This is a genomic window from Bacillus marasmi (assembly GCF_902168435.1).
Taxonomy (GTDB): Bacteria; Bacillota; Bacilli; order Bacillales; family Cytobacillaceae; genus Bacillus_BU; species Bacillus_BU marasmi.
This window is the reverse complement of the sequence record NZ_LR656167.1, coordinates 260,137-284,146: the sequence shown is the minus strand read 5'-3', so window position 1 is coordinate 284,146 and position 24,010 is coordinate 260,137. Positions and strand designations below refer to the sequence as shown.

At 33.6% G+C, this 24,010-nt stretch carries 25 protein-coding genes and 4 pseudogenes; 1 reads left to right on the top strand and 28 read right to left on the bottom strand.

What is annotated here, in order from left to right:
- Positions 1-26: 26 nt before the first annotated feature.
- The 23 genes and pseudogenes from FXW34_RS22855 to FXW34_RS23315 all read right to left on the bottom strand — a co-directional run bounded on the left by FXW34_RS22855 (position 27) and on the right by FXW34_RS23315 (position 19,610).
- Positions 27-179: a hypothetical protein gene (locus FXW34_RS22855; protein ID WP_187118872.1), complete on the bottom strand. Its 153-nt coding sequence runs from the start codon at positions 177-179 to the stop codon at positions 27-29.
- A 227-nt stretch (positions 180-406) separates the two neighbouring features.
- Positions 407-652 (bottom strand): cytoplasmic protein, encoded by a 246-nt coding sequence (locus FXW34_RS07365; RefSeq protein WP_147533310.1) that lies wholly within the window; start codon positions 650-652, stop codon positions 407-409.
- A gap of 42 nt (positions 653-694) precedes the next feature.
- Positions 695-966 (bottom strand): annotated as a pseudogene (locus FXW34_RS23675) (DUF4306 domain-containing protein).
- Between the two features lie 697 nt (positions 967-1,663).
- Entirely contained in the window at positions 1,664-2,455 is a 792-nt protein-coding gene (locus FXW34_RS07355; RefSeq protein ID WP_147533374.1) for a GNAT family N-acetyltransferase, read from the bottom strand.
- A 263-nt stretch (positions 2,456-2,718) separates the two neighbouring features.
- On the bottom strand, positions 2,719-2,859 hold the full coding sequence (locus tag FXW34_RS22850; protein WP_187118870.1) for a hypothetical protein: 141 nt from the start codon (positions 2,857-2,859) through the stop codon (positions 2,719-2,721).
- Positions 2,860-2,865: 6 nt separating this feature from the next.
- Positions 2,866-4,185 (bottom strand): MFS transporter, encoded by a 1,320-nt coding sequence (locus FXW34_RS07350; RefSeq protein ID WP_147533308.1) that lies wholly within the window; start codon positions 4,183-4,185, stop codon positions 2,866-2,868.
- A gap of 120 nt (positions 4,186-4,305) precedes the next feature.
- Positions 4,306-5,694 carry an aminotransferase-like domain-containing protein gene (locus FXW34_RS07345; RefSeq protein WP_147533307.1) on the bottom strand — a complete coding sequence of 463 codons (1,389 nt, stop codon included), beginning with the start codon at positions 5,692-5,694 and terminating at the stop codon, positions 4,306-4,308.
- Positions 5,695-6,005: 311 nt separating this feature from the next.
- Positions 6,006-6,641, bottom strand: coding sequence for a hypothetical protein (locus tag FXW34_RS07340; RefSeq protein ID WP_147533306.1), 636 nt, complete (start codon positions 6,639-6,641; stop codon positions 6,006-6,008).
- Positions 6,642-6,798: 157 nt separating this feature from the next.
- A complete protein-coding gene (locus FXW34_RS07335) occupies positions 6,799-7,332 on the bottom strand; it encodes a hypothetical protein (RefSeq protein WP_147533373.1) in 534 nt (177 codons plus the stop codon).
- Positions 7,333-7,656: 324 nt separating this feature from the next.
- Positions 7,657-7,956 carry a TIGR04104 family putative zinc finger protein gene (locus FXW34_RS07330; RefSeq protein WP_147533305.1) on the bottom strand — a complete coding sequence of 100 codons (300 nt, stop codon included), beginning with the start codon at positions 7,954-7,956 and terminating at the stop codon, positions 7,657-7,659.
- Between the two features lie 219 nt (positions 7,957-8,175).
- Complete coding sequence (locus FXW34_RS07325; RefSeq protein ID WP_147533304.1) at positions 8,176-8,508, bottom strand: DUF7716 domain-containing protein; 333 nt, start codon at positions 8,506-8,508, stop codon at positions 8,176-8,178.
- A 149-nt stretch (positions 8,509-8,657) separates the two neighbouring features.
- Positions 8,658-9,131, bottom strand: coding sequence for an SMI1/KNR4 family protein (locus FXW34_RS07320; protein ID WP_147533303.1), 474 nt, complete (start codon positions 9,129-9,131; stop codon positions 8,658-8,660).
- 399 nt (positions 9,132-9,530) lie between these two features.
- Positions 9,531-10,184: a hypothetical protein gene (locus FXW34_RS07315; protein WP_147533302.1), complete on the bottom strand. Its 654-nt coding sequence runs from the start codon at positions 10,182-10,184 to the stop codon at positions 9,531-9,533.
- Positions 10,185-10,660: 476 nt separating this feature from the next.
- The gene (locus FXW34_RS07310) at positions 10,661-11,551 is read right to left on the bottom strand and encodes an ATP-binding cassette domain-containing protein (protein WP_187118869.1); all 891 of its coding nucleotides are present in this window, start codon (positions 11,549-11,551) and stop codon (positions 10,661-10,663) included.
- Between the two features lie 77 nt (positions 11,552-11,628).
- The gene (locus tag FXW34_RS07305) at positions 11,629-12,282 is read right to left on the bottom strand and encodes an ATP-binding cassette domain-containing protein (RefSeq protein ID WP_147533300.1); all 654 of its coding nucleotides are present in this window, start codon (positions 12,280-12,282) and stop codon (positions 11,629-11,631) included.
- A gap of 139 nt (positions 12,283-12,421) precedes the next feature.
- On the bottom strand, positions 12,422-12,634 hold the full coding sequence (locus FXW34_RS07300; RefSeq protein WP_147533299.1) for a CD3324 family protein: 213 nt from the start codon (positions 12,632-12,634) through the stop codon (positions 12,422-12,424).
- A 454-nt stretch (positions 12,635-13,088) separates the two neighbouring features.
- Positions 13,089-14,388, bottom strand: a pseudogene (locus tag FXW34_RS07295) (MFS transporter).
- A gap of 119 nt (positions 14,389-14,507) precedes the next feature.
- Positions 14,508-14,657 (bottom strand): annotated as a pseudogene (locus FXW34_RS07290) (PLP-dependent aminotransferase family protein); the annotation flags it as partial.
- A 907-nt stretch (positions 14,658-15,564) separates the two neighbouring features.
- The gene (locus tag FXW34_RS07285) at positions 15,565-16,659 is read right to left on the bottom strand and encodes a DUF4030 domain-containing protein (protein WP_147533298.1); all 1,095 of its coding nucleotides are present in this window, start codon (positions 16,657-16,659) and stop codon (positions 15,565-15,567) included.
- On the bottom strand, positions 16,643-17,170 hold the full coding sequence (locus tag FXW34_RS07280) for an RNA polymerase sigma factor (RefSeq protein WP_147533297.1): 528 nt from the start codon (positions 17,168-17,170) through the stop codon (positions 16,643-16,645). The genes FXW34_RS07285 and FXW34_RS07280 overlap by 17 nt, the downstream gene beginning before the upstream one ends.
- A gap of 265 nt (positions 17,171-17,435) precedes the next feature.
- Positions 17,436-18,449 (bottom strand): DUF4179 domain-containing protein, encoded by a 1,014-nt coding sequence (locus FXW34_RS07275; protein WP_187118868.1) that lies wholly within the window; start codon positions 18,447-18,449, stop codon positions 17,436-17,438.
- Positions 18,439-18,966, bottom strand: coding sequence for a sigma-70 family RNA polymerase sigma factor (locus tag FXW34_RS07270; RefSeq protein WP_147533295.1), 528 nt, complete (start codon positions 18,964-18,966; stop codon positions 18,439-18,441). The genes FXW34_RS07275 and FXW34_RS07270 overlap by 11 nt, the downstream gene beginning before the upstream one ends.
- A 233-nt stretch (positions 18,967-19,199) precedes the next feature.
- Positions 19,200-19,610: a hypothetical protein gene (locus tag FXW34_RS23315; protein ID WP_246140914.1), complete on the bottom strand. Its 411-nt coding sequence runs from the start codon at positions 19,608-19,610 to the stop codon at positions 19,200-19,202.
- Between the two features lie 343 nt (positions 19,611-19,953).
- Here FXW34_RS23315 and FXW34_RS07260 point away from each other — a divergent pair, with 343 nt between their 5' ends.
- Complete coding sequence (locus FXW34_RS07260; protein ID WP_147533294.1) at positions 19,954-20,439, top strand: DinB family protein; 486 nt, start codon at positions 19,954-19,956, stop codon at positions 20,437-20,439.
- Positions 20,440-21,067: 628 nt separating this feature from the next.
- On the opposite strand, the gene FXW34_RS07255 is transcribed toward FXW34_RS07260, so the two are convergent.
- The 5 genes and pseudogenes from FXW34_RS07255 to FXW34_RS07235 all read right to left on the bottom strand — a co-directional run bounded on the left by FXW34_RS07255 (position 21,068) and on the right by FXW34_RS07235 (position 23,996).
- Positions 21,068-21,454 carry a retropepsin-like aspartic protease gene (locus FXW34_RS07255; RefSeq protein WP_222705314.1) on the bottom strand — a complete coding sequence of 129 codons (387 nt, stop codon included), beginning with the start codon at positions 21,452-21,454 and terminating at the stop codon, positions 21,068-21,070.
- Positions 21,451-21,708 (bottom strand): hypothetical protein, encoded by a 258-nt coding sequence (locus tag FXW34_RS07250; RefSeq protein WP_147533293.1) that lies wholly within the window; start codon positions 21,706-21,708, stop codon positions 21,451-21,453. Before FXW34_RS07250 ends, FXW34_RS07255 begins: the two co-directional genes overlap by 4 nt.
- A gap of 37 nt (positions 21,709-21,745) precedes the next feature.
- Positions 21,746-22,102 (bottom strand): annotated as a pseudogene (locus FXW34_RS07245) (tyrosine-type recombinase/integrase); the annotation flags it as partial.
- Between the two features lie 257 nt (positions 22,103-22,359).
- Positions 22,360-23,415 (bottom strand): DUF3600 domain-containing protein, encoded by a 1,056-nt coding sequence (locus tag FXW34_RS07240; protein WP_147533292.1) that lies wholly within the window; start codon positions 23,413-23,415, stop codon positions 22,360-22,362.
- Positions 23,412-23,996, bottom strand: coding sequence for a sigma-70 family RNA polymerase sigma factor (locus tag FXW34_RS07235; RefSeq protein WP_147533370.1), 585 nt, complete (start codon positions 23,994-23,996; stop codon positions 23,412-23,414). The genes FXW34_RS07240 and FXW34_RS07235 overlap by 4 nt, the downstream gene beginning before the upstream one ends.
- Positions 23,997-24,010: the final 14 nt, after the last annotated feature.

Sequence of the window (24,010 nt, the reverse complement as noted above, 5' to 3'; positions counted from 1 at the left end):
TCTATTTTCAAATTTTGTCCTGTGAACTAAAGTAGTTTCTTAATTACTTTTCCATTAGAAACGATGAAATAATCTTCAATGAATTGAATTGGTCTAACATCCATCGATTGCCCAGAAGTCTTTAAACAAAAATATGCTGGGATATAGATAAACAAGCAAAGTGAAATGATTGCCAACATAAATTTTCTCCTCGCTTTCTAATATTTGTTTTGAATATAAATTATGAAACGCGTTCCAGGTCAATCCCCAAATTTATTTCTCACAATCTCTACTAAACTTAACATAGAGATCTAGTTTGCATTAAAGGTATTGCTTCGTTAAATGGCCCAAACGTGAAAAGGGCGCAATCATCTCTCTCGATAATTGCGCCCGATTGCTGAATAAGCTACATACTAGAATCAACATACTAAAACCATTCCTTATGCATTCCTTTTAGAAATTGTTCAGTGATGGTGAATCCCGAACTCTCACCAATGACAGAGTCGATTCCACAATAAGGACATAATGCTGTATTTTCATTATCACACCAATCGGTAATTTCTGAGGGATTAAAGATTTTCAAACAGTAAAAGCAACCACATATTTTGTCCTTTACTAATACCTTTCGATGATGACTACTAAAACGGTGGGCCGTTTCAAACTGCTTCTCCACATCTTTTCACGACCTTAATTAGATTTCAATAACTATCCAAATTTAACTTATACCCCCACTAGTTAAACAACAGCTTCCAATTAACGCTAAAAATGAAAAAACACACACTATACTCATCATTGGATCGTATTTAAAAGCATATATGAATTTATCAAATCATAAATTTGCTTAGGTTCCGTAGCTTTCTCTGGAGTAAATACAATGTGATTTTTCCAATTTTCCTCAAGCATAATGTATGAACCTGTCCAGGAAGTTGCAAAAAAACTATATGCAAATACAGGTAATAGAAGAATAAATATAAGTAATCTTTTCAAATTATTTCCCCCATTCAAAGCCTCTCGGCTCTATATATGGTTATTTCAAAATTCGTGCTTATATTATTTTACCATATAATGGTTATTTAATTGGAAATTATTACATAAATTCTTTCATCAATTTTATTGATCAAACATGAAATGGGCGCAACCATCTCTCGATAATTGCGCCCGATTGCAGATGATTATTTATTCTTCTCTATTGGAGATAAGCAACAGGTAGCTTAATAATATAAAAGCCACTATTATTTAATATATTTATCCCGAAATTTAAAAACAATAAAGTCAACAATGAAGCCAAAAACCAGCCAAAATGAGATAGTAAATAAATAAACATAAAATATCGATAAATTATTAGTGTGGTTTTCAATTATCCAAAATGGTGGGCTCGTAAAAAATAATATTAAGTTTTTATCATCATTCCCCCTAATATTATTTATGACAATCAAAATGGATAAAAATGAACACAGAAACTTAAAACTAAAAAGAAAGGATAATAATTTTCTTAAGATATACCTCGTAATACCACATCACCCTTAGTGTAAATTTACACTAATTATACCATAGGGAAATATTTGTTTTCATTCTATGTTTTGGTAAAATTGATCAATTTAACACAATTAAGTTGCCTAATAAAAAAAGCCGCCAAATGACAGCTTTTAATAAAAAATGTAAATATATTATACTTATCTTATCTCTATTTATATGTATACATCATCCAAAATCCTATATCTTCAAATCCCACTCGTTTATATATTGCTCCAGCTTCAGGATTATCATAGAACAAACAGAGATCTTTCCCTTCGAGTAACAGATCATTACAAAGCTTTAGCATACATTTTGTTGCATAGCCCTTTTTCTTATAGTTTTCTAGAGTGGCAACCGCTATAACCATTGCAGACATAGAATTTTCTGCTGCCGTTGATGCTGTAGATACAATTTTTCCATCTTCTTCAATAAAGTATGAACGCGAAGTTCCATCCTTTAACTCACGAAATTTTCTTTCTACTGTTAGGGTAGAATCAAATTCCGGAATTGAATTAATCAAATCAACTAGCTTATCAGCATCTTTAGGAAGTGCTTGTTGTACAATGTTAACGTCAATGATTTTTAAGTTATCATTTAATTTTGTGCATTTAGCATAGTAGGATTTCCTCTTCTTCTTAAGTTGTTGCTTCAGGAAGGGTTCAATTTGTTCTGTAAATTCCTTTAAGCCGGACATCATTTTAAAATTGGGATCATTAGACATAATTTCAGCAAACCCATTCGCATTAAATGATCCAGCTGCAAAAGGAATATAGTTCTCCTCAAATTTTAACAAGATAGCAACAATCTCACCAATTTCATTAAATTCTCCCCAAACCTTTTGGAATTCTTGTTTATATCCATATGCTTCAATATCACCAATAATAAATAAATTTTCAGCAGGCATAGTTTTAATCAATTTAAAACAATTATCATGGTCACTTTCATTAAGTCTTCTAATCATCACTCGTTTCTCACTCCTTCATTCCAAATAGGGTCTTTTTTCTTCTCCAACTATTTAAATTTATCTTAACTTTCTTTTTTAACTGAAACATTTGATATATTTACAAACTTTCGAATCTTATGCTCACGTGCTGCTTTGAATCATCCCAAAAATAATAATTACTACATCAAATGAAAAAATAAAAATAGCGCTAATCCTTGAGGATTGCGCCCGCATATGGAATATAAAAAATGTGAAAGTGATAAAAAATTACTTCGGTATATTTACCACAGTAAAGAATCTTCATCTGGGAGGACAAGAGTAAATCGCCCCATTCCAGGAATAGCTAATTGAACAACAGAATTCTCCAGGTCCATACTAAGAATATATTTCATTAGTTCTTCAGAAAATTGAACTTTGCTCAAGTAAAATCACCACCGTCTCCGATATGTTTTATTTTTTCTTCCACGAGACCAGATGATTACCGGAATCAATAATAAGGATAAAACTCCTCCAAGAAGTGACAATGTTGAATAACTTGATCCGGACACAATCATTCCAGATAAAACTCCTCCTAATGCTCCTGACAAAGCAATCAAAACATCTACAGAACCCTGCGTCTTAGCCCTTATAGATGATGGAGTTGCATCTATTAGAATTGCTGTGCCACTAATTAAACCAAAATTCCATCCAAGTCCAAGTAACGCAAGTGCTGTAATGAGTACTACGATCGAATCAGCAGGTCCCATTGCAGCTAGAATACCAGAAACCAGTAACGTAATAGCAGAAGCTGTAGCCATAACAGCACGGCCAATTTTATCAACAAGGTAACCAGTTACTAAAGAAGGCAAGAACATAGCACCTATGTGAAATCCAATTACTAGACCTACTTCTTTCAAACCATGCCCATGATGTCCCATATGTATGGGTGTCATAGTCATAATTGCCGTCATCACAAATTGAGTTAGAACCATTACTGTAGCTCCTGCAAAAATACCTCTCCTGTTTATCGATAATAAATTAGAATTTTCCTCTAAAAGTGAATTACTGGTTGTTCTTCCAGCATCTGATATTGCTTTTGCAACAATAAAGGGATCGGGACGAAGGAAAATTAAGAGAACCAAACCAGCAAGTATATAAGCTGCAGCAGCTAATATAAATGGACCAGCTAAAGTAGGAATTCCTACTAATACCGCAAACTCCCCCATAACATCAACCAGGTTTGGCCCTGCAACAGCACCGAATGTGGTGGATACCATGGCGATACTAATAGCCTTTGCTCTTTGTGCCCGGTTTGCCAAGTCAGTTCCTGCATAACGTGCTTGTAAATTTGTAGCTGATCCAGCCCCATAGATAAGCAGTGAAACACATAAAAATAAAATGCTATTTGTTAATGCTGAAGTGACTACTCCAATAGCACCGATACCTCCGGCCAAAAATCCAGCCGCAAGTCCAGAACGACGTCCAAAACGCTGTGAAAGCCGTCCCACAAATAGTGCAGCCCCTGCTGAACCTAAAGTAAATAACGCCGTCGGAATTCCTGTTACACTATCTGTGCCTAACATGTCTTGGGCTAGAAGTGCCCCCACTGTTATTCCGGCTGCCAGTCCTGCTCCTCCAAAAATTTGGGATATGACAACAACAATTAATGTTCTTTTATATAATTGCTGTTGTTTTTCTGAAGAATTAATGTAGCTTTGTAACCAAGCTGATTGAACGGTCAATGCTTCTCCACTATCTTTTTGTAACATTACCTAACACCTACCTTTCTAGAAACCTAATCCTATTTCTTATAAACCTTCAACTAGATTTGAATCATCATAACACGCACAAAAGAGCCATACAATATTATAATTGTATGGCGAACAATATTAGGTAAGATCATTTAGTAAACGTTTAAGGATGCTCAATCCTTGCTCAAGTTCTTCGAGCGTTTCTGGTGCACAGACAGCAACCCTTACAGCCCTTTCTGGACAACTATTTCCAACTACAAAACGTTCAGCCGCATAGACTTGTACGCCCTCTTGTGCAGCTATCGTTTCAAATTCAGCACCTGAAATCTTGCCTGGTAATAGCAACCAACGAAAGATGCCTGTTTCAACACCTAGACACATATAGTCACCCAAATATCGATTTACGACTTGGTTTCTGCGAATGGTTTGTTCCCGATGACTCTCAATTAGGCCTTCAAATTGATTCGATACTATCGTACGTGCTGTCAGTTCTGCTAATAACGGGGGTACTGTTATATTTAAGTTATAAAGTGCCTTTGAAATTGGCTCTTTGAATTGACTCGGTACTGCTACATAAGCTAGTCGTAAGCCTGGTGCTAATGATTTAGATAAGCTTGCTATATAGATAACCTGTTCCGGTGCAAATGAAGCGACTGCTGGCAGTGGTTTTTTGTTGAGAAGATGGTAAGATCCATCTTCAATAATGAACTGATTATACTTTTTGGCAATTGCAGCAATCATTTTTCGATTCTCGACCGACATAAAGGAAGCAGTCGGATTGTGATAATCTGGAATTAAGTAAATGCCTTTAATATTTTCATTTTTACACGCATATTCAAAGGACGTTGGACTCATTTCATAGTTCTCTGACTTTATTGGTACTATTTGCACATTAAGCATCGCTGCAACAGTTTTTAAACCAGGGTACGTATGCTGGTCAACACCAATTCGTTCTCCAGACTTACAAAGACTTGCTAGTGTAGCAGCAATCGCATTTTGACCCCCATTTGCAAATAATATGTGATCAACGGTTGTTTCAAACCCACCTCTTCGAATTAGCCTTATAGCTGCATCCTTTTGCCAAAGGCTTTCTCCTGCCCGACCATAACCAAACCATTTTTCATAATCTGTCTCTTGCAGCATACTTTTTAGTTGGAGTAGCAGTGGCTCGTAAGAAGCATTATCAGGTAGTGTTGCTCCCATTTCAATTAAATGCTTCGGCTTTGTATCTTCCAGTAAATATGAATTCGATAACGCATCATACGATACAAATGTACCACTTCCAACAGATGCACTTAGTAAGCCCTTTAACTCACAAACTTTAAAAGCTTTTGAAATGGTACTTAAATTTAAATCCAAATAATCAGCCAGTTCTCGCTGCGGAGGAAGTTTTGTTCCAGGTAATAAAACTTCGTTTAATATATCATGTTCCAATTGCCATGCGAGTGTTTTATAAATAGGCTTTTCAGTTTTATCGATCGATGGCTTCCAGCTCATCGGATAGTTTTCAAAAGAATTAATCGGCATGACACGCATCCTTTTTCATACAATTTCTTAATATAGCTGCATCCTCAATTATAACCTTGGACCCTTTATTGTACTAACCTTCTGTTTAAGTGAAATATAATTCCAGTCGCTAATCTTGGCATAGTAGGGAATTCCAATCTCTATAACATTATCAATAATTTCATTGAATTCAGCTTTATGTAAAAAAGCGCAGATCCATACCATGGAAATGCGCCCGATAAAGGAGGATCATTAACTGTCTAAAGATGGCTCGCACTTATTGAAGTCTGGCACCTGTTAGTGAAAGAGGCAACGAAAGCATTATTCTTTATTTAATACTGACTAATTAACGGATCTAATTTATGATTTTTAGAAGAATTAAGTTGAATAGTAGCATGTCTAACTTTTAATTCACTTTGTAAATAGTCTGTTACACCTTCTAAAAGATTCTGATCGCTATCATTTAAGTTTCGACTTAGCGTTATATGAATAGTTACAGAAGCATCATAATCCTTATATTCCCCTGAATTTTTATAATCAAGATTGTAAATACTCCCTACATCATCATCAAATAACACAAATACCTCTTCAAGGTCACTGATGTTTTTTTCCAAATATGGATTTAAAATATCATATAAGTTTTTCGCCCACTTTTCAGCTATATATGAATCTTCCATTTTGTTTTTTTCATTATTAAAATAAACTAAAAACTCAATATTGTCCTCACTTCGTACCTTAGCAGCGTATTCAAATAAGGAGTTAACATCCATATTATCGTACCAAACATCATAAATTTCAAAACGCCCACCTTCGAAATTATCTTTTAAATATTGTTCTGCTTGAACTTTTACTTCCTCTTCTTTATCTTTATCAGGTTTCATATCAGATAAAAAATCAAACACTAATAATCCTATTCCTAGTACAATGACACCCAAAACTCCAAGTCCAATCTTTAGATATTTATTCAAAACATCTCCCCCCTCACCTAATAATTTACCATATAGTTCCTATCTATATTGAAATATCCTGCCTTCTATTTGAATAAGGGACAAGAAAAATGGACTGCTAAAATTAACAGTCCTAGTTGTTGCATTTTCGCGCCCTATTGTGGAGGAAAGCACCTTTTTATAGATTAAGTTCTTCTATCTTCTTGAAGATTCTTGAATACATTTCTTTTATGTGTTCTTCTGTCTTTTCATCATTGTACAAACCAAATCCCCAATCTTGTAATGAGTCCCCTTCTTGAGACTTAAGAACACCAGCAGCATAGTTTTCACCAGGAGTCCACATCCAAGAATCATCAAATTCCGTTTCCTTCACAGTAAAAGGAATATGGCTTTTAGCTGATACAAAAAAGAATGGGATTTTAGAATTTAAGTAAACATCTGCGTACTGTCTTTCAGAAGCTTGGCGAAGATTCTCTCCCATTACAAAGACTGCATCAAAAGAATTTAATTCTTTATTTGCCAATTCATCGAAGGTAATTTTACTAAATCTCACTTGTTCTTCTATAATTACTGGTGGTTCTCCAACCACTGCTATTCTTAAAGCCTTTCCTTCATACAGTTCGTTTGGGTTTTGGGAACAAGCTGATAATATAACAAATAGTGTTACTGATAAAAGATATAAAATTGATTTTATTTCATATAAAATTTTCATGTTCAACCTTTTAAACACCATAAATCACCATCCAAATCATGTTTAAAACAGTCTCATAAACAATCTTTTAACTTGCAGAAATAGCGTCCTTATTTTAATTGTAACATTATGTGAGAACTAGAAAATAAAAATTGTTAACCCAGCATTCCAAGTAGTCTGTTCCCTATCATAAAAGAGACGCATTTCTTAGTGAAATGCGCCCGATTGCTGAAGATAAAAACTAGAAGATTGTGATCTACAGTATATTAGTCCTTCTTTCACAAACGCACTCGTTCGTGTTGATATGAGGTTTTGAAAGGAAACTGACTGGTGCAAGCCTCTTATTTACCATAAAGGCTCATCTTTATCGGTTAATTTCAGAAATAATGGAATAATTAATAGAGTTAAAAAAAATAAGGGAATATCCAAGAGCAATATAGAAATAAGGGTTAAATCAAATAATACTGTAATTGGTATAGTGATAAGGGGAAATAAAATTACTAAAGATGTAGTATTTCTCGAAGATTTACTTTGATATTGAATTGTCCCACAGTGACTACATTTCAAACTTTTACGAAACCTCAATAACTTTTTTATAGAACTAAACCAAGACCATTTTGTACCACAGTTTTGACAGATCGGCACAACGAATTCCTCCCATCCTTTTTCGCCATCCACAAATACATATTACCATAAATATACACTTATTGTTTTCGACCAAATGGTCCTTAAAAAAATAGACGCATCTCGTGTTTGAGATTTGCGCCCGTTAATTGAAGACCAAATAGCCATTTTTTAAAGTTGTAAAACAGTTTGATATTAAAATGAAACCTCCGATTGCTTAGTTAAAGAATGTTCTTATTCTTATTTAAACGTAATAAATGCATCATTATAATAATAATACAAAAATGCTTCAAACAAATCTGATTCCCAGCATTGCGGACGTTGTTGCTGTGCATTGTCAACAATCTCCTGGATAGTTGCTATATCAAGGGCATAAATTAATTTGTTTTCTTTTGCAATTTTCGGAGTATCCCCATCATCTTCAAGTTCATTCTCATCTAGTTGATCCCAATTAATTACAGAACAAACTGAATCTAAGGACCAATTTTTATCTATTGGCAAAAATAGATATTCGTTCCAAGGCAATTCTTTAGCATTAATTAAAATATTTTTCAATTCTGTAAAGCTATCCACGAATACCCTCCTTGAACATCACCGCTAGTTTAGTGCATTTTTAAATCTAATTTATCGTTTAACAGAAATATAAATATTCCTAACTAATGATATTAAACAATTCTACCCAAACAAAGAGCGCATTTCTTAGCAAATGCTCCCGTTGAATATCAAATTATTGCATTCTTAAACAAATAAGCTAGATTGTCCACTAATTGAACTTTAGTCAGATCATCGTGATAAATTCGAAATACGCTTGGCTGGTTTGAGTTAAGTTTAATAAATATAGGGTCACCGCTACCGTGGGAACAACTCGCAACAAAAATGAAACCATCCTTTAATGCCGATATTCCAGGTTCATATTTAGTGCATTCGTCAATTATGTCATCTACACCATCCCATATAATATAAGAAATGCCATCAAAATCCTCATCCGGCTCAAATTCGGGAATTCCAAACTCAGAATTTATTAATGGGACAGTTTTATAAAGCGCAATATACCATTCTGGTAATTTTATGTTTAAGTCTTTTTCTATCTTTTCAATTTCAGTGTCGCTTACAATTTTACCAACAAAGTTTGGATATTTTAACTTGATTCTATTCACTAGACATTTAGCTTCAAATATGATTTTATCATCAGTCATCGATATTCACCTCTAAGGTCCTGTTTATAAAATAATTTTAACAGTATTATGGGTATTGTTCTTCAACTAAAAAGACCTCTAACGAAGTAAATACAGAAAAATGGAATGCTCTAAAATTAACAGTCCATGTTGCTGCGTTTTCGCGCCCGATTGCTGAATATCGTTATTGAAATAAAGCCCCTTAGTTTAATAAGGATTATTAATTATCCTGGGTGAAAAGATCTTCTAACCGTCTCCATTCACCTTCTTCATCATCATATAATACCGAGAACTCTACTCCTAATCCTAAATTTCTTAAAGCCTATATAAGATCAGTAGATTGTGTGCACGAACTCTTCTTACTTTTATGTCTAAGTAGAAATTAAACACCAAACATTTTTTGTGTATGGTGTTTATAAATTAATAATTTCCTTGTATAAAGTCTTCCAATTCTTTTGTCTTGTTTCCGTCAATTTGGTAAGCAACTCCGAACAAATTCCCTTTCCCCTCTTTATTAATCGCAACATTTAAATCATTAAATAATTGCTTGAGATAATTACTAGCTAGGATGAGCCGCTCGCTAGGTTCTTCCCATGAAGAAAAGGTTTCTGGCCGATCCGGATCGACATTTTCTGTCCTAATATTATGCTCTTCTACAATAATAGCTGCTAGTTGTTGAATATTATTAAAATCCTTTTCAATAGAGATCCCTTTAACTTCAATAATACTTAGAGCAGTTGGAATTCCCATTGCTTCAAGGTAATATTTATAGTATTCATCATGACCTGTTTGCTGTAATTTTGAATCCTGAACAGATATTTCATTAAATACACTATATTCCGTAGCAATCCAATCTTTTGCATTAGTAGGATAATCTGATTTTTCACCTTCAGGAATTTTTAGTGTAGTAATGTCCTTCCACGCTTTTTCATCCACAACCTTTTCATTATTAGATGTTTTATTACTTGGCGTTAATGTTTTCTCTTGTCCATCATCTTCTTTAAGTAAATTGCATCCTGTTGCAAATCCTCCAAAAATGACAATTATGGCGATTATGAAAAGTATTTTTTTCATGCTAAATAAACCACCTTTATAAATTTTTCCAATTTAATCGTAACATAAAAAAGCAAACACGCCTTAAATGGTATTTTAGATTTTGTGGAGATTTGACGTATGACTATTTCTTTATTATTTGGTTCTCAAACCAATAGATTCAACGAGATTTCTGTCTTCATCCCGCCATCATCTTGGTTATTTTATAGATAAATTTTTCTTGAACTAGGAAAGTTACTACTAAAAATTGTTATTCCACTACCTGGCCAAACATAAAATATGCGCAACCATCTCTCGATAATTGCGCCCGATAATTGAATAACTAAAATATATCTCTATCCTAAAATCACTTAGTTCCTCTTTCACTATCGGCCTCCGTTAGGTTAAGTACATTTCTTTACAATGTTCTCGTACCGTACAATTCTAGTAGTGAAAAAAAGCTTCATCCAAATGGGCTCTTTGTTACTTTTATCATTTTAAATTATATCAAAGAATAATTATTCTCCTTTATTTCCCCTAGTCATCTCTTCATATTTCTTCTTTATCTTCTCTATTTTTCTAGGACTTGTTTCATTTTCCAAAAGGGATTTTGCTTGACTTAACTGGAATTGTTCTATTTCCTGTTGTAGCTGTTCAATATTTGCTTCCGTTTTACTATTCTTGAATTCCTCTAGAGTTCCCTGATAACCTTGTAGCTTTTTATTATCAATAATTAAAAGTTCCGTACTCAGCTCATTAATAAACGCTTCATCATGACTGGCAAATATTATCGTTCCTTCATATTCTTTTAATACACTTTTTACGACCTCAATTGACGGTAAATCCAAATAGTTTGTAGGTTCATCTAAAATAAGCAAATTATAATCTGATACAATTAACTTTGCAAAAGATAACCTAATTTTTTCTCCACCGCTTAGTACTGTAACCTTTTTATCAAAATCCTCAATCGTAAACAGTAAATTCATTAACACTGTATAAACAGAATCATTTTCTTGTACACTGTCAGCTAGAACAGACTCCAGTAAAGTTTTATCCTGCTGCAAATTTTCAAACTCTTGGTACAGATAACCAATTTTTAATTTTGGTACAGTATAGATCCCCTTATACATATTTCTTATTAAAGAAAAAAGAGTTGATTTACCACTGCCATTATCCCCCAATACAGCAACTTTTTGCTTGTTTCGGATTTCAAAAGTGGCATTATAAAAAATCAAATGATGATCATATCCAAAAGTTATTTCTTCACCGCGAATTAATATTTTATTTTTCGGAGGATTTGTTAGCTCAAAATTAATTTGAATTTTTGCCTGTCCTTCGACTTTTTCTTTTACATCTAACTGCTCAATTCTTGATTGGACAGCTTTTGCTTGCTTTTTGTCGCCCTCCAAAAGACTTGTAAGTAGATAAGAAGCTTCTAGCTCGAATTTCAGAACTACTCATATTCTTTGGCTTATCTGTTATCGCTTCAGCTTGCTTTTTTTTTCTGCAAATAGGCTTCCTCTAAATGCTTTTTCTTTGCTTGATAATTTTCGTATTCTCTTTTCTCTGTGAGAATTTGAAGTTCTTTCTGTTGTTTGTACGCTGTATAATTCCCGTCAAAACAGTGTATGGTTTTGTTGTCAATCTCAATAATTCGATTACACAATTCATCTAATAAAGTTGTATCGTGGCTAATAATCATCATCGTATTATATTTTTCCAAATTTCGCTTTAGCAATTGAATCCCATTAGTATCTAAATTCGCTGTTGGTTCATCTAGAAAAAGTATTGAACCATTCATAGAAAAAGCCTCCGCCAGACGTAAACGAGTTTTTTCCCCACCACTGAACCAACCTTTTGATATTGATGAGTTGGAGTGGAATTCTCTCAATTGCCAAGATCCTGCTGACTCCTGGTATTGACCAAATTGTTTATAATAAGAGATATCTCCCTTAACCTCAACCATCCCCTTGTCAGGAGCTATATTACCGTTAATGATCTCCAACAACGTCGTTTTCCCACTTCCGTTTAACCCGACCACACCAATGATATCGTTCTTATATACAGTAAATTTATCAAAAGCAAAAAGAAGCTTACCCCCAAAATACTTTTCAATTCCTGTCATTTTTATCAATTCCATACAATCGCCTCCCTTTCTAGCGACTAAGTTAATAAAAAGATATCATAAAAAATTAGGGATTTTGGTACACACATAATTATAAAAAAAAGATGCGCCAAGATATACTCAGCGCATCGCATCTAATATTTATTTTGTTTTTTCACTTGTCACAAGTCATACCGTCAGTAAAATCCTGATAAATAGCCAAATTGCGGGAAAACAACAGTTGTTTTGTATTCGTTCTTGTTCCCCAAGCTACTTTATTTGTGGATTTCTTTGGAATATATATAATTCCACCATCAATATATTTTTGGATTTCTTCAATTATTTCAAATGGCAGGATTTCAGTTGCTTTTTGATATTGATAGCCCATTTGGCTCCTCCTAAAAAAGAAATATTTAGGATTAGCACAAGCTATTGAAAATTGATTTATATATTAGACAATAGCCTATGCTATGCCAAAGTAATAATTACCCCCATCATTCCAAGCCACCTTCCCTAAGGATATTTTTATAATAAATTAATTTTATTTTCGAAACAATTGATTATCATATACTTATTGACTCCGTTTTTATGACAAAAAGAAAAATAGACAAAGATGCATTGGGTGTATCATAAACCTGCTCGTTGGTTTATGTGTATACCTAAAAAAATCTTGGTTGTATTAAAAAATACGTGGTTACTTTCCTCAACTATATTGCCCCAAAATGTAAAAGGGGCGCATATCCTCGCTATGGATATGCGCCCGACTGCAGAGATTAAAATTTTTACAACAACAAACAATACTAAACTCCTCATCAATTCATTGTATGTAAAAACAACCATGCTTATTTTTTACTTCCACGAGACCATATCACCACTGGTATTAGTAATAAGGATAGAATCCCTCCAGAAAATGATAATGTTAGAAAACTTGAACCTGCCACAATCATTCCAGACAATGCTCCGCCAGCAGCTCCTGACAACGCGATTAAAACATCCACTGTACCTTGGGTTTTAGCTCTAGTAGAAGTTTTAGCTGAATCTACAATTAGTGCAGTCCCACTTATCAAACCAAAATTCCATCCTAATCCAAGTAAAGAAAGAGCAATTACTAGAAGAACCATAGAATCTCCTGGTGCAAATGCTGCTATTAAACTTGCCAGAAGCAACGTAGCTCCAGATGCAATTGCCATCGCTGTACGCCCCAACTTATCAACTAGGACACCTGTAACCAGTGATGGGAGATACATGGCACCTATATGAAAACCAATAACAAGTCCTACTGCACCCAAACTATGTCCATGATGCATCATATGAACTGGTGTCATAGTCATAATAGCTACCATTACAATTTGAGTAAGAACCATAATCGTTGCACCAACGATAATACCTCTTTTGTTTTCTGTATGTTCAGTTGTTGCCAAAGGTCCTTTATCACTTGGTTCAAGGTTGGTTACTTCTATGGTTCTTGCTATAACTAATGGATCTGGACGAAGCATGATGAAAAGGACAACACCTGCTAATATATATGCTGCTGCTGCTAAAATGAAAGGACCAGCAAGAGATGGAACACCGATTGAAAGAGCGAAATTCCCCATAACATTTACTAAATTTGGACCTGCAACCGCACCAAATGTTGTAAAAACCATCGTAATACTAATAGCAGTCGCTCTCTGCTTACTATTCGCTAAGTCCGTACCTGCATAACGAGCTTGTAAATTTGTTTCTGACCCTGCACCATAAACAAGTAAGTAAGGAAGTAAAAAACAGGTAAACACTATTTATGATTGCTGCCATAATGACTCCTATTGCTCCAAGCCCACCGAGTATAAAACCCGCTGTCAGACCTGTACGTCGTCCATACGCTTGCGAAAGTCTCCCAACAAATAAAGCTGCTCCTGCTGATCCTAAAGTAAGCAAAGCCGAAGGAAGGCCCGCAAACGCATCAGTACCTAGCATTTGCTGTGCAATTAGTGCTCCCACAGTAACTCCTGCCGCTAACCCTGCACCACCAAAAATTTGTGAAATACTTACAATGAACAAAGTACGCTTGTATAACGTTTTTTGTTTTTCAGAGGAACGTATGTAGCTTTGAAACGAAGCAGTTTGAACGTCTGACGATTTTACATTTTCCTTGTGTAACATTCTCTAACCTACCTTTCTAAAATCCTAATTGTATTTCTTATAAACCTTCGATCTAGATTTGAATCATCTTAACACGCGCAAAAAAACCATACAATATTATAATTGTATGACGAACAATATTAGCTAAGATTGTTTAGCAAATGTTTAAGGATAATCAATCCTTGCTCAAGCTCTTCTATCGTTTTTGGTGCACATACAGAAACCCTTACAGCCCTTTCTGGACAACTATTTCCAACTACAAAGCCGTTCGGCGCATACACTTGTACTCCCTGTTTTGTGTCGTTTATTAAACAATAATTATTTTTTAATGCCTATAGTTGAATATCCTAGTAATCTAGTAATCATTCTTGAGTAAGATTATATTCTTAAAATATTCTCTGCCCTTTTAAGTTGATTATATGACTGAATTTTCCGTTAATTATTTTTGAACGAAACCAAATTAAATTCTTATACATATAATTAAACTGCTAATCTCCCCAATAATGAAAACAGACGCATTTCTTATCGAAAAGCGCCCTTTAATGGAAAATGCAATCATATTTCCAAGGTGGAAATTCTTCAGTGTTTTGGTTAAGAAGATTTTTATTATTCTTGCACCTCAATATAATTACCGTTTCTTATCTTGGTATTGATGCTCTATTCTTATGGTTGCGTATTAGTAATAGCTAGAATTGATATGATTATAACAAATGATAGTGTTAACCAAAATTTATTTTTTCCGTAACTTTCTTCGTATTTAATCTTTTCAATTATAGAGATTAAGTTTAAACAAAAAAGTACTCCCCAAATAGGTATTGTTATGATTCCAACAAAAACCAAGAACTTCAACATATAAATTAACCCCTTTTAGAGTAATCGGTAAACTATTTAATACGCTATAAGAACTATCTTACTATACCTTAAATGATTACTGCTACAAACCTGAATAAAGCTCGCATCTAAATAATCTTGCCACAATATAAACGGGCGCAATTATTTCTACATAATCGACAAAAAACGCAGATTCATGCTACGGAAATGCGCCCTATAATAGAATAGAAAAATAACGGATAGAAAAATTATTTTTACGTTCTCAACACAATTTTTACTATTTTTAGTCTTTCACGGGTGATTTTTATAGCATTAATTTCCTATAAAATTAAAAGAAAATAAGGCTAAACAATCTGCAAAAACTATTTAATTTAACTTCTGTTTATCTTTACTGTAAACAATGATCTGGTATTCATCATCTTTTATGATTTCTCTAGCTTCTTTCGATTCCAAAAAATCCTTAACTGTATTTTCTATTTTAATTCCAAGTTGTTTACTATCCGGATTAGAGGACGATATAGTAGTTTTAATATATAAGGTCATTGGCTGAGGGTGTGCTGAAAATGAAAAACCGTTTACCTGGAATTCCTTTTTACTATATAATCCATCGATAATTGTACTTATTACTCTCCCCCATCTACTCTCCTGTTCCCTAATCTCTAAATTGATTTTTTTAAACTCTAATGTATACTTCTGTTTGGTTTGCTCTGTGATAACATTCCGAGCCAATTCCTTTATTTCTTCAGTCTTTTTTTCAGTATTAGGAATTCCAATTAGAATAAACAAATCACCTGCATTATTGAGTGTTCCTACTTGAGTAACAACATTAAGATATTTATGTTTTTTAAATTCCTGCTGTAAAGCTTCATCAACTTTTGTCGCTTCTTCAACTTGCTTTAGTGTTTCTGGACTAGGTATTTTCTCTTGAATCATTTTGTTCCTTATTACCTTAACTGTATAGGCATCATAGTCTCTCGCTTTTAATGTCTCTATAGCGATTTCTTCAATATCTTTACGTACACCATGAAAATACAGTTCTGAACCTTTTACTTGAATCTCTATTTTTTTCCCTCTAGTACTAATTCCATCAATTTTAAAGCCTTCACTTTGAAGTTTTTCCGCAATCGTTTGTTGAACTGGCTCTGTATGAAAGACTTGATTTAAATAAGGTATCTTTGCTATAACCTCTGCCATAGTAGGAGAGAAATAAGCTGAGCCAATCAATAAACTTAATAATATGACCAATGCGATACCCGTGTATGTTAACTTTGGTATCACCCTTCCACTTTTAATGTAGGGGGATAAAACAGGGTTCTTAATATCCTCTTGGAGATCCAATTTTTCAATATCAGATAAGATATTTTTTTTCAAATTTTGCTGTTGTTTATTTTTCCACAGTAAATCGGAATTTGCCTTTTTTAAGGAAGCATCTAAGTCAGTATCTTCATATTGTTTTCTCATCTAAATATCCCTCCTTTATTAATTGTCTTTTCAATGCTGGAATTGCTCTAAACAGTGTTGATTTAACTTTGCTTTCAGACCAATTTAATATCTGAGCCGTGTCCTCAATAGAAAAGTCCTTAATTTTTCTTAATATAATTACCTTTCGATATGTATCTTTGAGCTCCCCTAACGCTTTATAAAGTTCATATGAATCTTCTTTTATACGAATAACCTCTTCTGGAAATGGATTATCATCCTTTTTCATAAGAAATATTTCTTTAAAGAACAAGCTAGGTTTACGTTTCCGCAAAAAATCAACTGTTACATTATGAGCGATACTAAATAGCCATGTTTTTTCACTAGAAAAATGTTTAAAAGAATCAAAATATAAGTACGCTTTTACAAAAGTATCGTGAGTTAAATCTTCTGCTTGTTGATAGTCCTTAACTATCAATAATATAAAGCTTAAAACGGACTTACTATGTTTGTCGTACCAATCTGCAATTTCTTCTTTTCTGCGTTTCGTCAATTTCGCCCCTCCTTTTCTCATTGTTCAAAACTTAGACGTTTAAGTTAAATAAAAGTTGTGCTATTGACCAAAAAAATTGCTGCCAACATGACAGCAAAATTATTGATAATTTATATGTTAAAATTTTAAAGGCTGTGCTCCACAATATGGCCCCAAAACGTAAAAGGGGCGCTTATCTTGCTATGAATACGCGCCCGATTCTGAAATATCGTTATTTATACCATTTACTTTAAGTGCATTAACCCGCAATTTTTAAACTAATCCATTATTTTTTTTTTAATTCGATGATAATAGGCTCTAGTTCAATTTTTGTATGACCTTTTCCATTATTTAGACTTGCGATTTGTATAGGTAGAATGATAAGTTTACTAGCCCCATCTTGAATTTTACCGAAATCGCTTGTTCCTTTAAATGTTCTTCCATTATCAGGTGACATGCCACCTCCACCCGTACCATCCATATACACATTACCTAAGTCATCTTTTATATGGAAAACAGGTGTGACACTTTCCCACATTTTAAACAATTCTTCAGTAACCTCTTGTTCATAGCTAATAACAGTGGAAACATCAGTGAACTCAATTGTTTGAAGCATGAAAGTAATATCCTTATTTTGTACAGTTTTATTTAATAGTTCTATGTCACCTTCTAAGCGTTTTAGCGAAAAACCAAATGACCAATCACCTTCTATTTCAAAATCATTTGATAAACTACTAAAGGCTTCAGGGGTCCAAGTAATTTCAACAGTGTCAGGATATTCACTGAAATGTGGAGTGAAGGATGCCAAACCTACATAACGATTGTTACTAATCTTTGTGATTTTTTCAGTCCCCCCCATACCACTTGCACCAACAACATCAAACCAATTCCTTGCACGAATTTCCATTTCACTTTTTATTTCTTGTTCTGTTTCGAGTGCGTATGAAATCGTAATATTTGTCCCGTCATAAACCGCTTTGTCTATCATAACCGTCGTACCATTACTTGTCTGTGCAAGACTAACATCAGTCGAAAAAGTTTCAAAGTTTTCGAGGTCCTTCTCTTCATCAATAAAGTATCGAACGACATGATCCATAAATGGAATTTGTGATGCAATAGTTGGAAAGGCAAAAGTAACCGTAATTGCAGTGAACCCTAAAATGATGGCTGCTACGAATGGATTGATGAACTTCTTTTTCTGTTGCTCTTCTTTTGCCTTTTTTACACCTAATTTTGACCTTTCGTGTAATTCTTTTGGTATTTCAATTTTATGTATCTCTTGATCTATTTTATTGTCCACAATAATCACCCTCCTTAAATTGTTTGCGTAGCTTATCTAAGGCACGATAAAGGATTGATTTAGCCGTCCCAAGTGGTATTTCCAATACCTCTGATATTTCTTTAAATGTATGATTATAATAATACTTTAGTAAAACAACACTTTTTTCATCCTCTTCCAATGTTTCTATTAAGTCTTGTAATGATACAGAAAGAGGAATATCTTCATTCTCTATTCCGATAAATTTCTCATATTCCGGTTTTAGATGAACAATTTTTTTGTTTTTCCTTATTACATTCGTTGCACAATTCATCGTTATTTTCATTAACCATGTTTTGAAATATTCTGGTTTTTTTAGGGTATCAATATTTTTAAATGATAGGTAAGCTACCTCTTGAACAACATCTAAAGCATCACCTTTATTTTTTACATAAACATAAGCCATACGATAAATATCCGCTTCATATTGCTGAAAAAGCTTTAAAAAGGCTTTATCATTTCCCCTTTGAGCTTTCTTTACTAATCTAATGATTGGAATTCACCCTTTCTTTTTTTGCCTTACAATTATTAGACAAACCAAATTCTAATTTGGCTTAAATTCTATAAATTTTTTAAAATAAAATAATCGCCCACGTTATGGACGATTTGTTAAAGCTCATGTTCAACTATCTTGCCTATATTCATTAATAGCAAAAAAAGGACTGTTTTTAAACAGCCCCTTTTTTAATTTTCGCGCCCGATTGATGAATATTGATATTTTAAAGTGAACTATTAATACAATGATGTTTGATCGGTTACGTCTATGTATAGTTTCCCATTTTTGTCTTCCGATTTTATTGTAATTACTGCTTCCCCTGTATAACCTTTTTCAAAATATCCAATAACATGCTCAGTATGTAATTGCCCTTTGTTATCTCTATACTCTAGTTTTAATGCAGCTTCATTAAAGTCATCATTGGAATTCTCATTCGGATTAATATTGAGTGTATATTTTTTACCCGATGCAATGGAAGGTATCTTGATATTCGATTTAATTTTATCATAGGTAAAATATAATCCTGATATCTCTTTGTTTGTTTGATTTTTTACCTCAATTTCCAATCCTTCTTTTGCTAGAATATAACCCGAAAATCCTACAATTCCTACTACGATAACCACCATTACAGCTAAAATTTTTTTCATTAAATTAACTCCTTGTTAGTTTAGAACTCCACACTATCCAAATTATACCATCTAAATCAATTGAAATATTAGTCTCCTCAAAAATAGCTTCCACCATTACAGCTTCAAATCTCTTTGGAATCGCACCCGTTAGTTTAAGAAGAAAGCTACTTAAGATTATTCTACAATCGCCCGATTGTGGAATAAACAACCAGCTGGCTTTGGTAGCCCTGCTGTTCAAGTAATCGTACCTATAGCTTAATCATCAACCTTTTTTGTATATTTAGTTCTACAATTTAAAGGTTTATTAACAAAGAATCAAGAATGTAAATAATAAAAGTCAGAAAAGTTGGAGAGTGGTAACATGATTCATGATATAAAGGAATATGTAAAATATTTAGATGGCATTCATAAACGAACGATGCAATATGTAAAATTAATACCTAATGAACTCTTAGATTGGAAGCCTTCTGAAGATAAATTTTCTACAGGTGATTTATTACGACATATCGCATCATCTCGATTGATGTTTCTTGGCCTGTTTGAACAAGGTTCGTGGTCATACACAGGACATGATACTGGTAAGGGGCATTCACTTGAGGATATTTCAAATTATTTAGAGGAATGCCAGATTAAACTAACAGAGGGTCTATTAATAGTTGGAAACAATGTGTTGACAAAAAAGGTTTTAACACTTCATGGTCATGAAGTTAGTGCGTGGAGAATACTTATGGCAATCCCAGAACATGAAATCCATCATCGCGGGCAAATCTCTACATATTTACAGTTGAACAAAATTGAACCACCTCAAATTTTCGGATTAAAAATTGAGCAAGTTAAAACATTATAACTTTATGTAAGAGCTTAGGACATCATCGTATGTCCTAAGCTTTATTTTTTTGTCTTTCTACACACAACTGAGGGAGATTAAGTGGAAATATACACAATCTATTCACCCTCACCAACCTTCTTTAAAAGCGTTGTTCCACAATCTGGCCCCAAAACGTAAAATGGGCGCTTATCCTTGCTATGGATACGCACCCGTTTGCTGAGTATGCATCATTAAAAAATAAGCTGTGTTAAAGCACAATGTTGATTTTTACCACGGTGATTGGAGCGGCAATCAATATCGTAGCGTGTTGAGATACTTTGCGAACAGCTAATCCTTAAATTGTGCCAACCCTTCGTTATGTTAAGGACACCAGAGAGCTTATTTTCACTAAAAACAACAAACTTTGTTTTTTAGCGGACACAGAGTACCTTATCTGGCTACGAAACCGCGATTTCATATGATTTTTGCCGAAATAAGGGTCTGTGTGTCCGCTTTGACCCTGAATCTAACCTATTTCTACGAAATAAGGTATTCTGTGTCCGCTCGGAGTCCGTAAACAGCCTATGTGCCTGGAGCGAAAATCAACATCCAAGTTTAACACAGCCAAAAAATAAAAAGCAACTATGGTAATTTGCCATAATTGCTTCTAACTATTACACTCTAATATAAGCTTTTCTAAGTTAATAATTGCTTTCATTTGCTGTAGTAAATCCAATCCGATAATGCCGTCTAAATCAAACCCATAGTCCATTGCACCAATTTCGACTGTAAAGTTATCTGATTTTTGCTCACCGATTTTTATAGAATTAATCGTCTTAGAGAACACAAACTCTGATCCCCCAACACCGCTGATACGATAAATCATATCGTTTTCTTCAGCAACAATACCAATTATTTCAGCTAAATCAGTTTTTATTATCGTGCTGCCGGATCCAGTGTCTACTAGAACCCGCTTTAATAATAATGTTTTCCGTTTATAAGTTACTTCCATTTCTGTTAATAATAATCCCTCATCTATAAATAACTTCTTCACCTTCTCACACCTACCCACTTTTTCTCAAAGATATTAGGCTTTGTTCGGCTGGTGTGAAGTACATATAGCTCTCGGGAAGGATTTTCACGATGAAGTTCTTGATAAGCTCGCATTGCTTCTGGAGAATTAGAAAATTTTTTCAAAGGAGCAACGTCTTCCAGTATACGCTCACTTTCATCATTCGTATAAGCTTGGAGAGCCTCAATCAACACCCATTGGTCAGGAAACGCTTGGCATACTTCCTCCCATTTCATTCAATCACCTCCAACTTACTTTATGTTTATATTATCATGCTTCCCTAAGATGTTCTATCTCCATTTCTGATAGAAATTTTGGAATTCTTTTACCCAATTTCGGTTCTTTTAATTTGGCAGCTGGATTTCTTGGAATATATCCTTCCTCATGTGTCCATTTGAAAATTGACTTAATGCAGCGAACCCTATGACCCAGACTAGATCTCTTCAAGTGAGTGCCTTCCTGTACTAGATATTCTTTTAATTTCTCAGTAGTCAATTCGCTGATGTCCATATCACCGAAATAACGTAAAAGAAGATTATATTGAAAACAATATGTTTTTAATGTTAGTGGTGAATAGCCTTCTATACTTTTATCTTGTTGATATTTTTTCCAAACACCGGATAATAACATTTTCTATCACTCTCCTACTGTATTAATCCATTAATCTAGATTCTATTATGTTCAAGGAGAGTTTGTTTCATACGTAGGATAATCAATAATCGCAGAAAATATAAAACATTTTAAATTTCAAGAAACATAGAAAAAACAAGAAAAGGACACTTCTCTTTACTTAGAGATAAGCGCCCGATTGCTGAAGAAGTATTATTAAAATTATAGTTAATGTAAACCTTTTGACTGTCGATACTATTTTGTTTAGATACATATCTTCATTCTAAAACCTTTGCAACAATGATATAAGGCTTTTCAAGCTTACCCCATTGTCCTGTAACAACAATTGTATACTGTCCACTTTCTTTTGGAAATGTAATTTCTCCTAAAGAATTCGTGCTAATAATTTTACCTTCTTTGGTTAATTGTTGGATCTTTATTGAATCTGGTTGTTTAGCAAAAGTAACCTTCAAGTTTGTATTTGATTGGACTTCAATTGCTTTTAATCCATCTGCGTATGCCTTAATCAAATTAACATCTTTTATATCAACATTTTCGTTATCGTAGGTAGGCATGCCGTATTCTATAAACGCCTTTTTGTTATTTATTGAAAAATTTGGCATATAGGCAAGATGCTCATTTCCTGCTTCCATCACCTTTTTGTCAACATCCTCTATTATACTTTTAGAAATTAGGTATTCATCTAGCAACTCAGGCTTAATATCCTCATTACTGAAACTTTTGCTTGGATTTATCTCACTTTTTACAAGGATTTTCTCATTTGTCATTAAAGCTTCAATATATCTTTCATATTCTTCAGCCGATAAAACTGTTTTGCTAGATTCGTGACCGTTTAATTTATCGAAGTACGGTTGTAACAGCATAGATGCTTTTTTTATTTCTGAAACTTTTTCTTGTGGGATTTGATCATAATTAATATTGCCATATTGATTTCCAAACTCTATTTTAGAAATGGTTATCACTTTTAAATTTTGTTTAAATTTTTCATATTCAGATTGACTAAGTTCTCCCTTGGCTTGTAAAAGTTTTGCATTTAATAACATATAACTATCCGTTTTCGCTGTCTCAAAATGTTCTATTATATTTTCTAATGATCCATATAACTCATCGGCTAAATATGCTTGGTATGTAAAGCCGCTAGTAGGAATTAATATGCCTACCGCAATGATCCCAGCTGCTAAATGTCTTTTAAATTTGCTCTTGCCTTCAGCTAAAGCAATTCTATTTAATACTCGTTGTTTCAATTCATGAGGAGGAGCGAATTCTTTACTTTTCTCCCGTAATGAGTCTCTCAACCGATTTTCAATATTCATTGCAGATTCCTCACTTCCTCAATAAAATAATTCCCATTGTGACCTTTTTGGCGTAACTTTTTTAATGCTGCATTAATTCTCGATTTTACTGTTCCGATTGGTATGTTTAAAATTCCAGCAATATCCTCTTGTGAATATTCATTTAAATAACGGAGTATTATCACTTGTCTAAGCTTGTATGGTAAACCATTCACAAGCTCTGATAATTGTAGATTTGATACTTTATCATTTAGTTCATTAGTTTGATCAATAACAGTCAATTGGCTTGAGCTTTCTACTTTTTTTAAAACTCTAAATCTCATCCACCTTTTTCTACGATAGTTGTGGATTTGTTTTATGGCAATTCCTGTAATCCAAGGCTTAAAATCTCTCCTTTTATCAAACTTGTTAAGATTTTTATAAACTTGAAAATAGGTTTCTTGAACGATATCATCTACATCAGTTTTATCATCAAGTAAAAAATGAATAGTGGTATACACGTCATGTATTGTTTTTTCATACAGATCACCAAAGGCTTGCTTATTCCTAGATAAAATATGTTCAATAAGTTGATTAATATCGTTAGGCTCCCCCAAAATCATTCCCCCTTTTGTTT

Coding starts and splice junctions, on each gene's coding strand:
- FXW34_RS07335 (WP_147533373.1), bottom strand. CDS start 7,332: ATGAAAATTTTATATGAAATAAAATCAATTTTATATCTTTTATCAGTA.
- FXW34_RS07305 (WP_147533300.1), bottom strand. CDS start 12,282: ATGGAATTGATAAAAATGACAGGAATTGAAAAGTATTTTGGGGGTAAG.
- FXW34_RS07260 (WP_147533294.1), top strand. CDS start 19,954: ATGATTCATGATATAAAGGAATATGTAAAATATTTAGATGGCATTCAT.
- FXW34_RS22855 (WP_187118872.1), bottom strand. CDS start 179: ATGTTGGCAATCATTTCACTTTGCTTGTTTATCTATATCCCAGCATAT.
- FXW34_RS07300 (WP_147533299.1), bottom strand. CDS start 12,634: ATGGGCTATCAATATCAAAAAGCAACTGAAATCCTGCCATTTGAAATA.
- FXW34_RS23315 (WP_246140914.1), bottom strand. CDS start 19,610: ATGAAAAAAATTTTAGCTGTAATGGTGGTTATCGTAGTAGGAATTGTA.
- FXW34_RS07240 (WP_147533292.1), bottom strand. CDS start 23,415: ATGAATATTGAAAATCGGTTGAGAGACTCATTACGGGAGAAAAGTAAA.
- FXW34_RS07285 (WP_147533298.1), bottom strand. CDS start 16,659: ATGAGAAAACAATATGAAGATACTGACTTAGATGCTTCCTTAAAAAAG.
- FXW34_RS07250 (WP_147533293.1), bottom strand. CDS start 21,708: ATGAAATGGGAGGAAGTATGCCAAGCGTTTCCTGACCAATGGGTGTTG.
- FXW34_RS07345 (WP_147533307.1), bottom strand. CDS start 5,694: ATGCCGATTAATTCTTTTGAAAACTATCCGATGAGCTGGAAGCCATCG.
- FXW34_RS07315 (WP_147533302.1), bottom strand. CDS start 10,184: ATGAAAAAAATACTTTTCATAATCGCCATAATTGTCATTTTTGGAGGA.
- FXW34_RS07355 (WP_147533374.1), bottom strand. CDS start 2,455: ATGATTAGAAGACTTAATGAAAGTGACCATGATAATTGTTTTAAATTG.
- FXW34_RS07350 (WP_147533308.1), bottom strand. CDS start 4,185: ATGTTACAAAAAGATAGTGGAGAAGCATTGACCGTTCAATCAGCTTGG.
- FXW34_RS07320 (WP_147533303.1), bottom strand. CDS start 9,131: ATGACTGATGATAAAATCATATTTGAAGCTAAATGTCTAGTGAATAGA.
- FXW34_RS07235 (WP_147533370.1), bottom strand. CDS start 23,996: ATGATTTTGGGGGAGCCTAACGATATTAATCAACTTATTGAACATATT.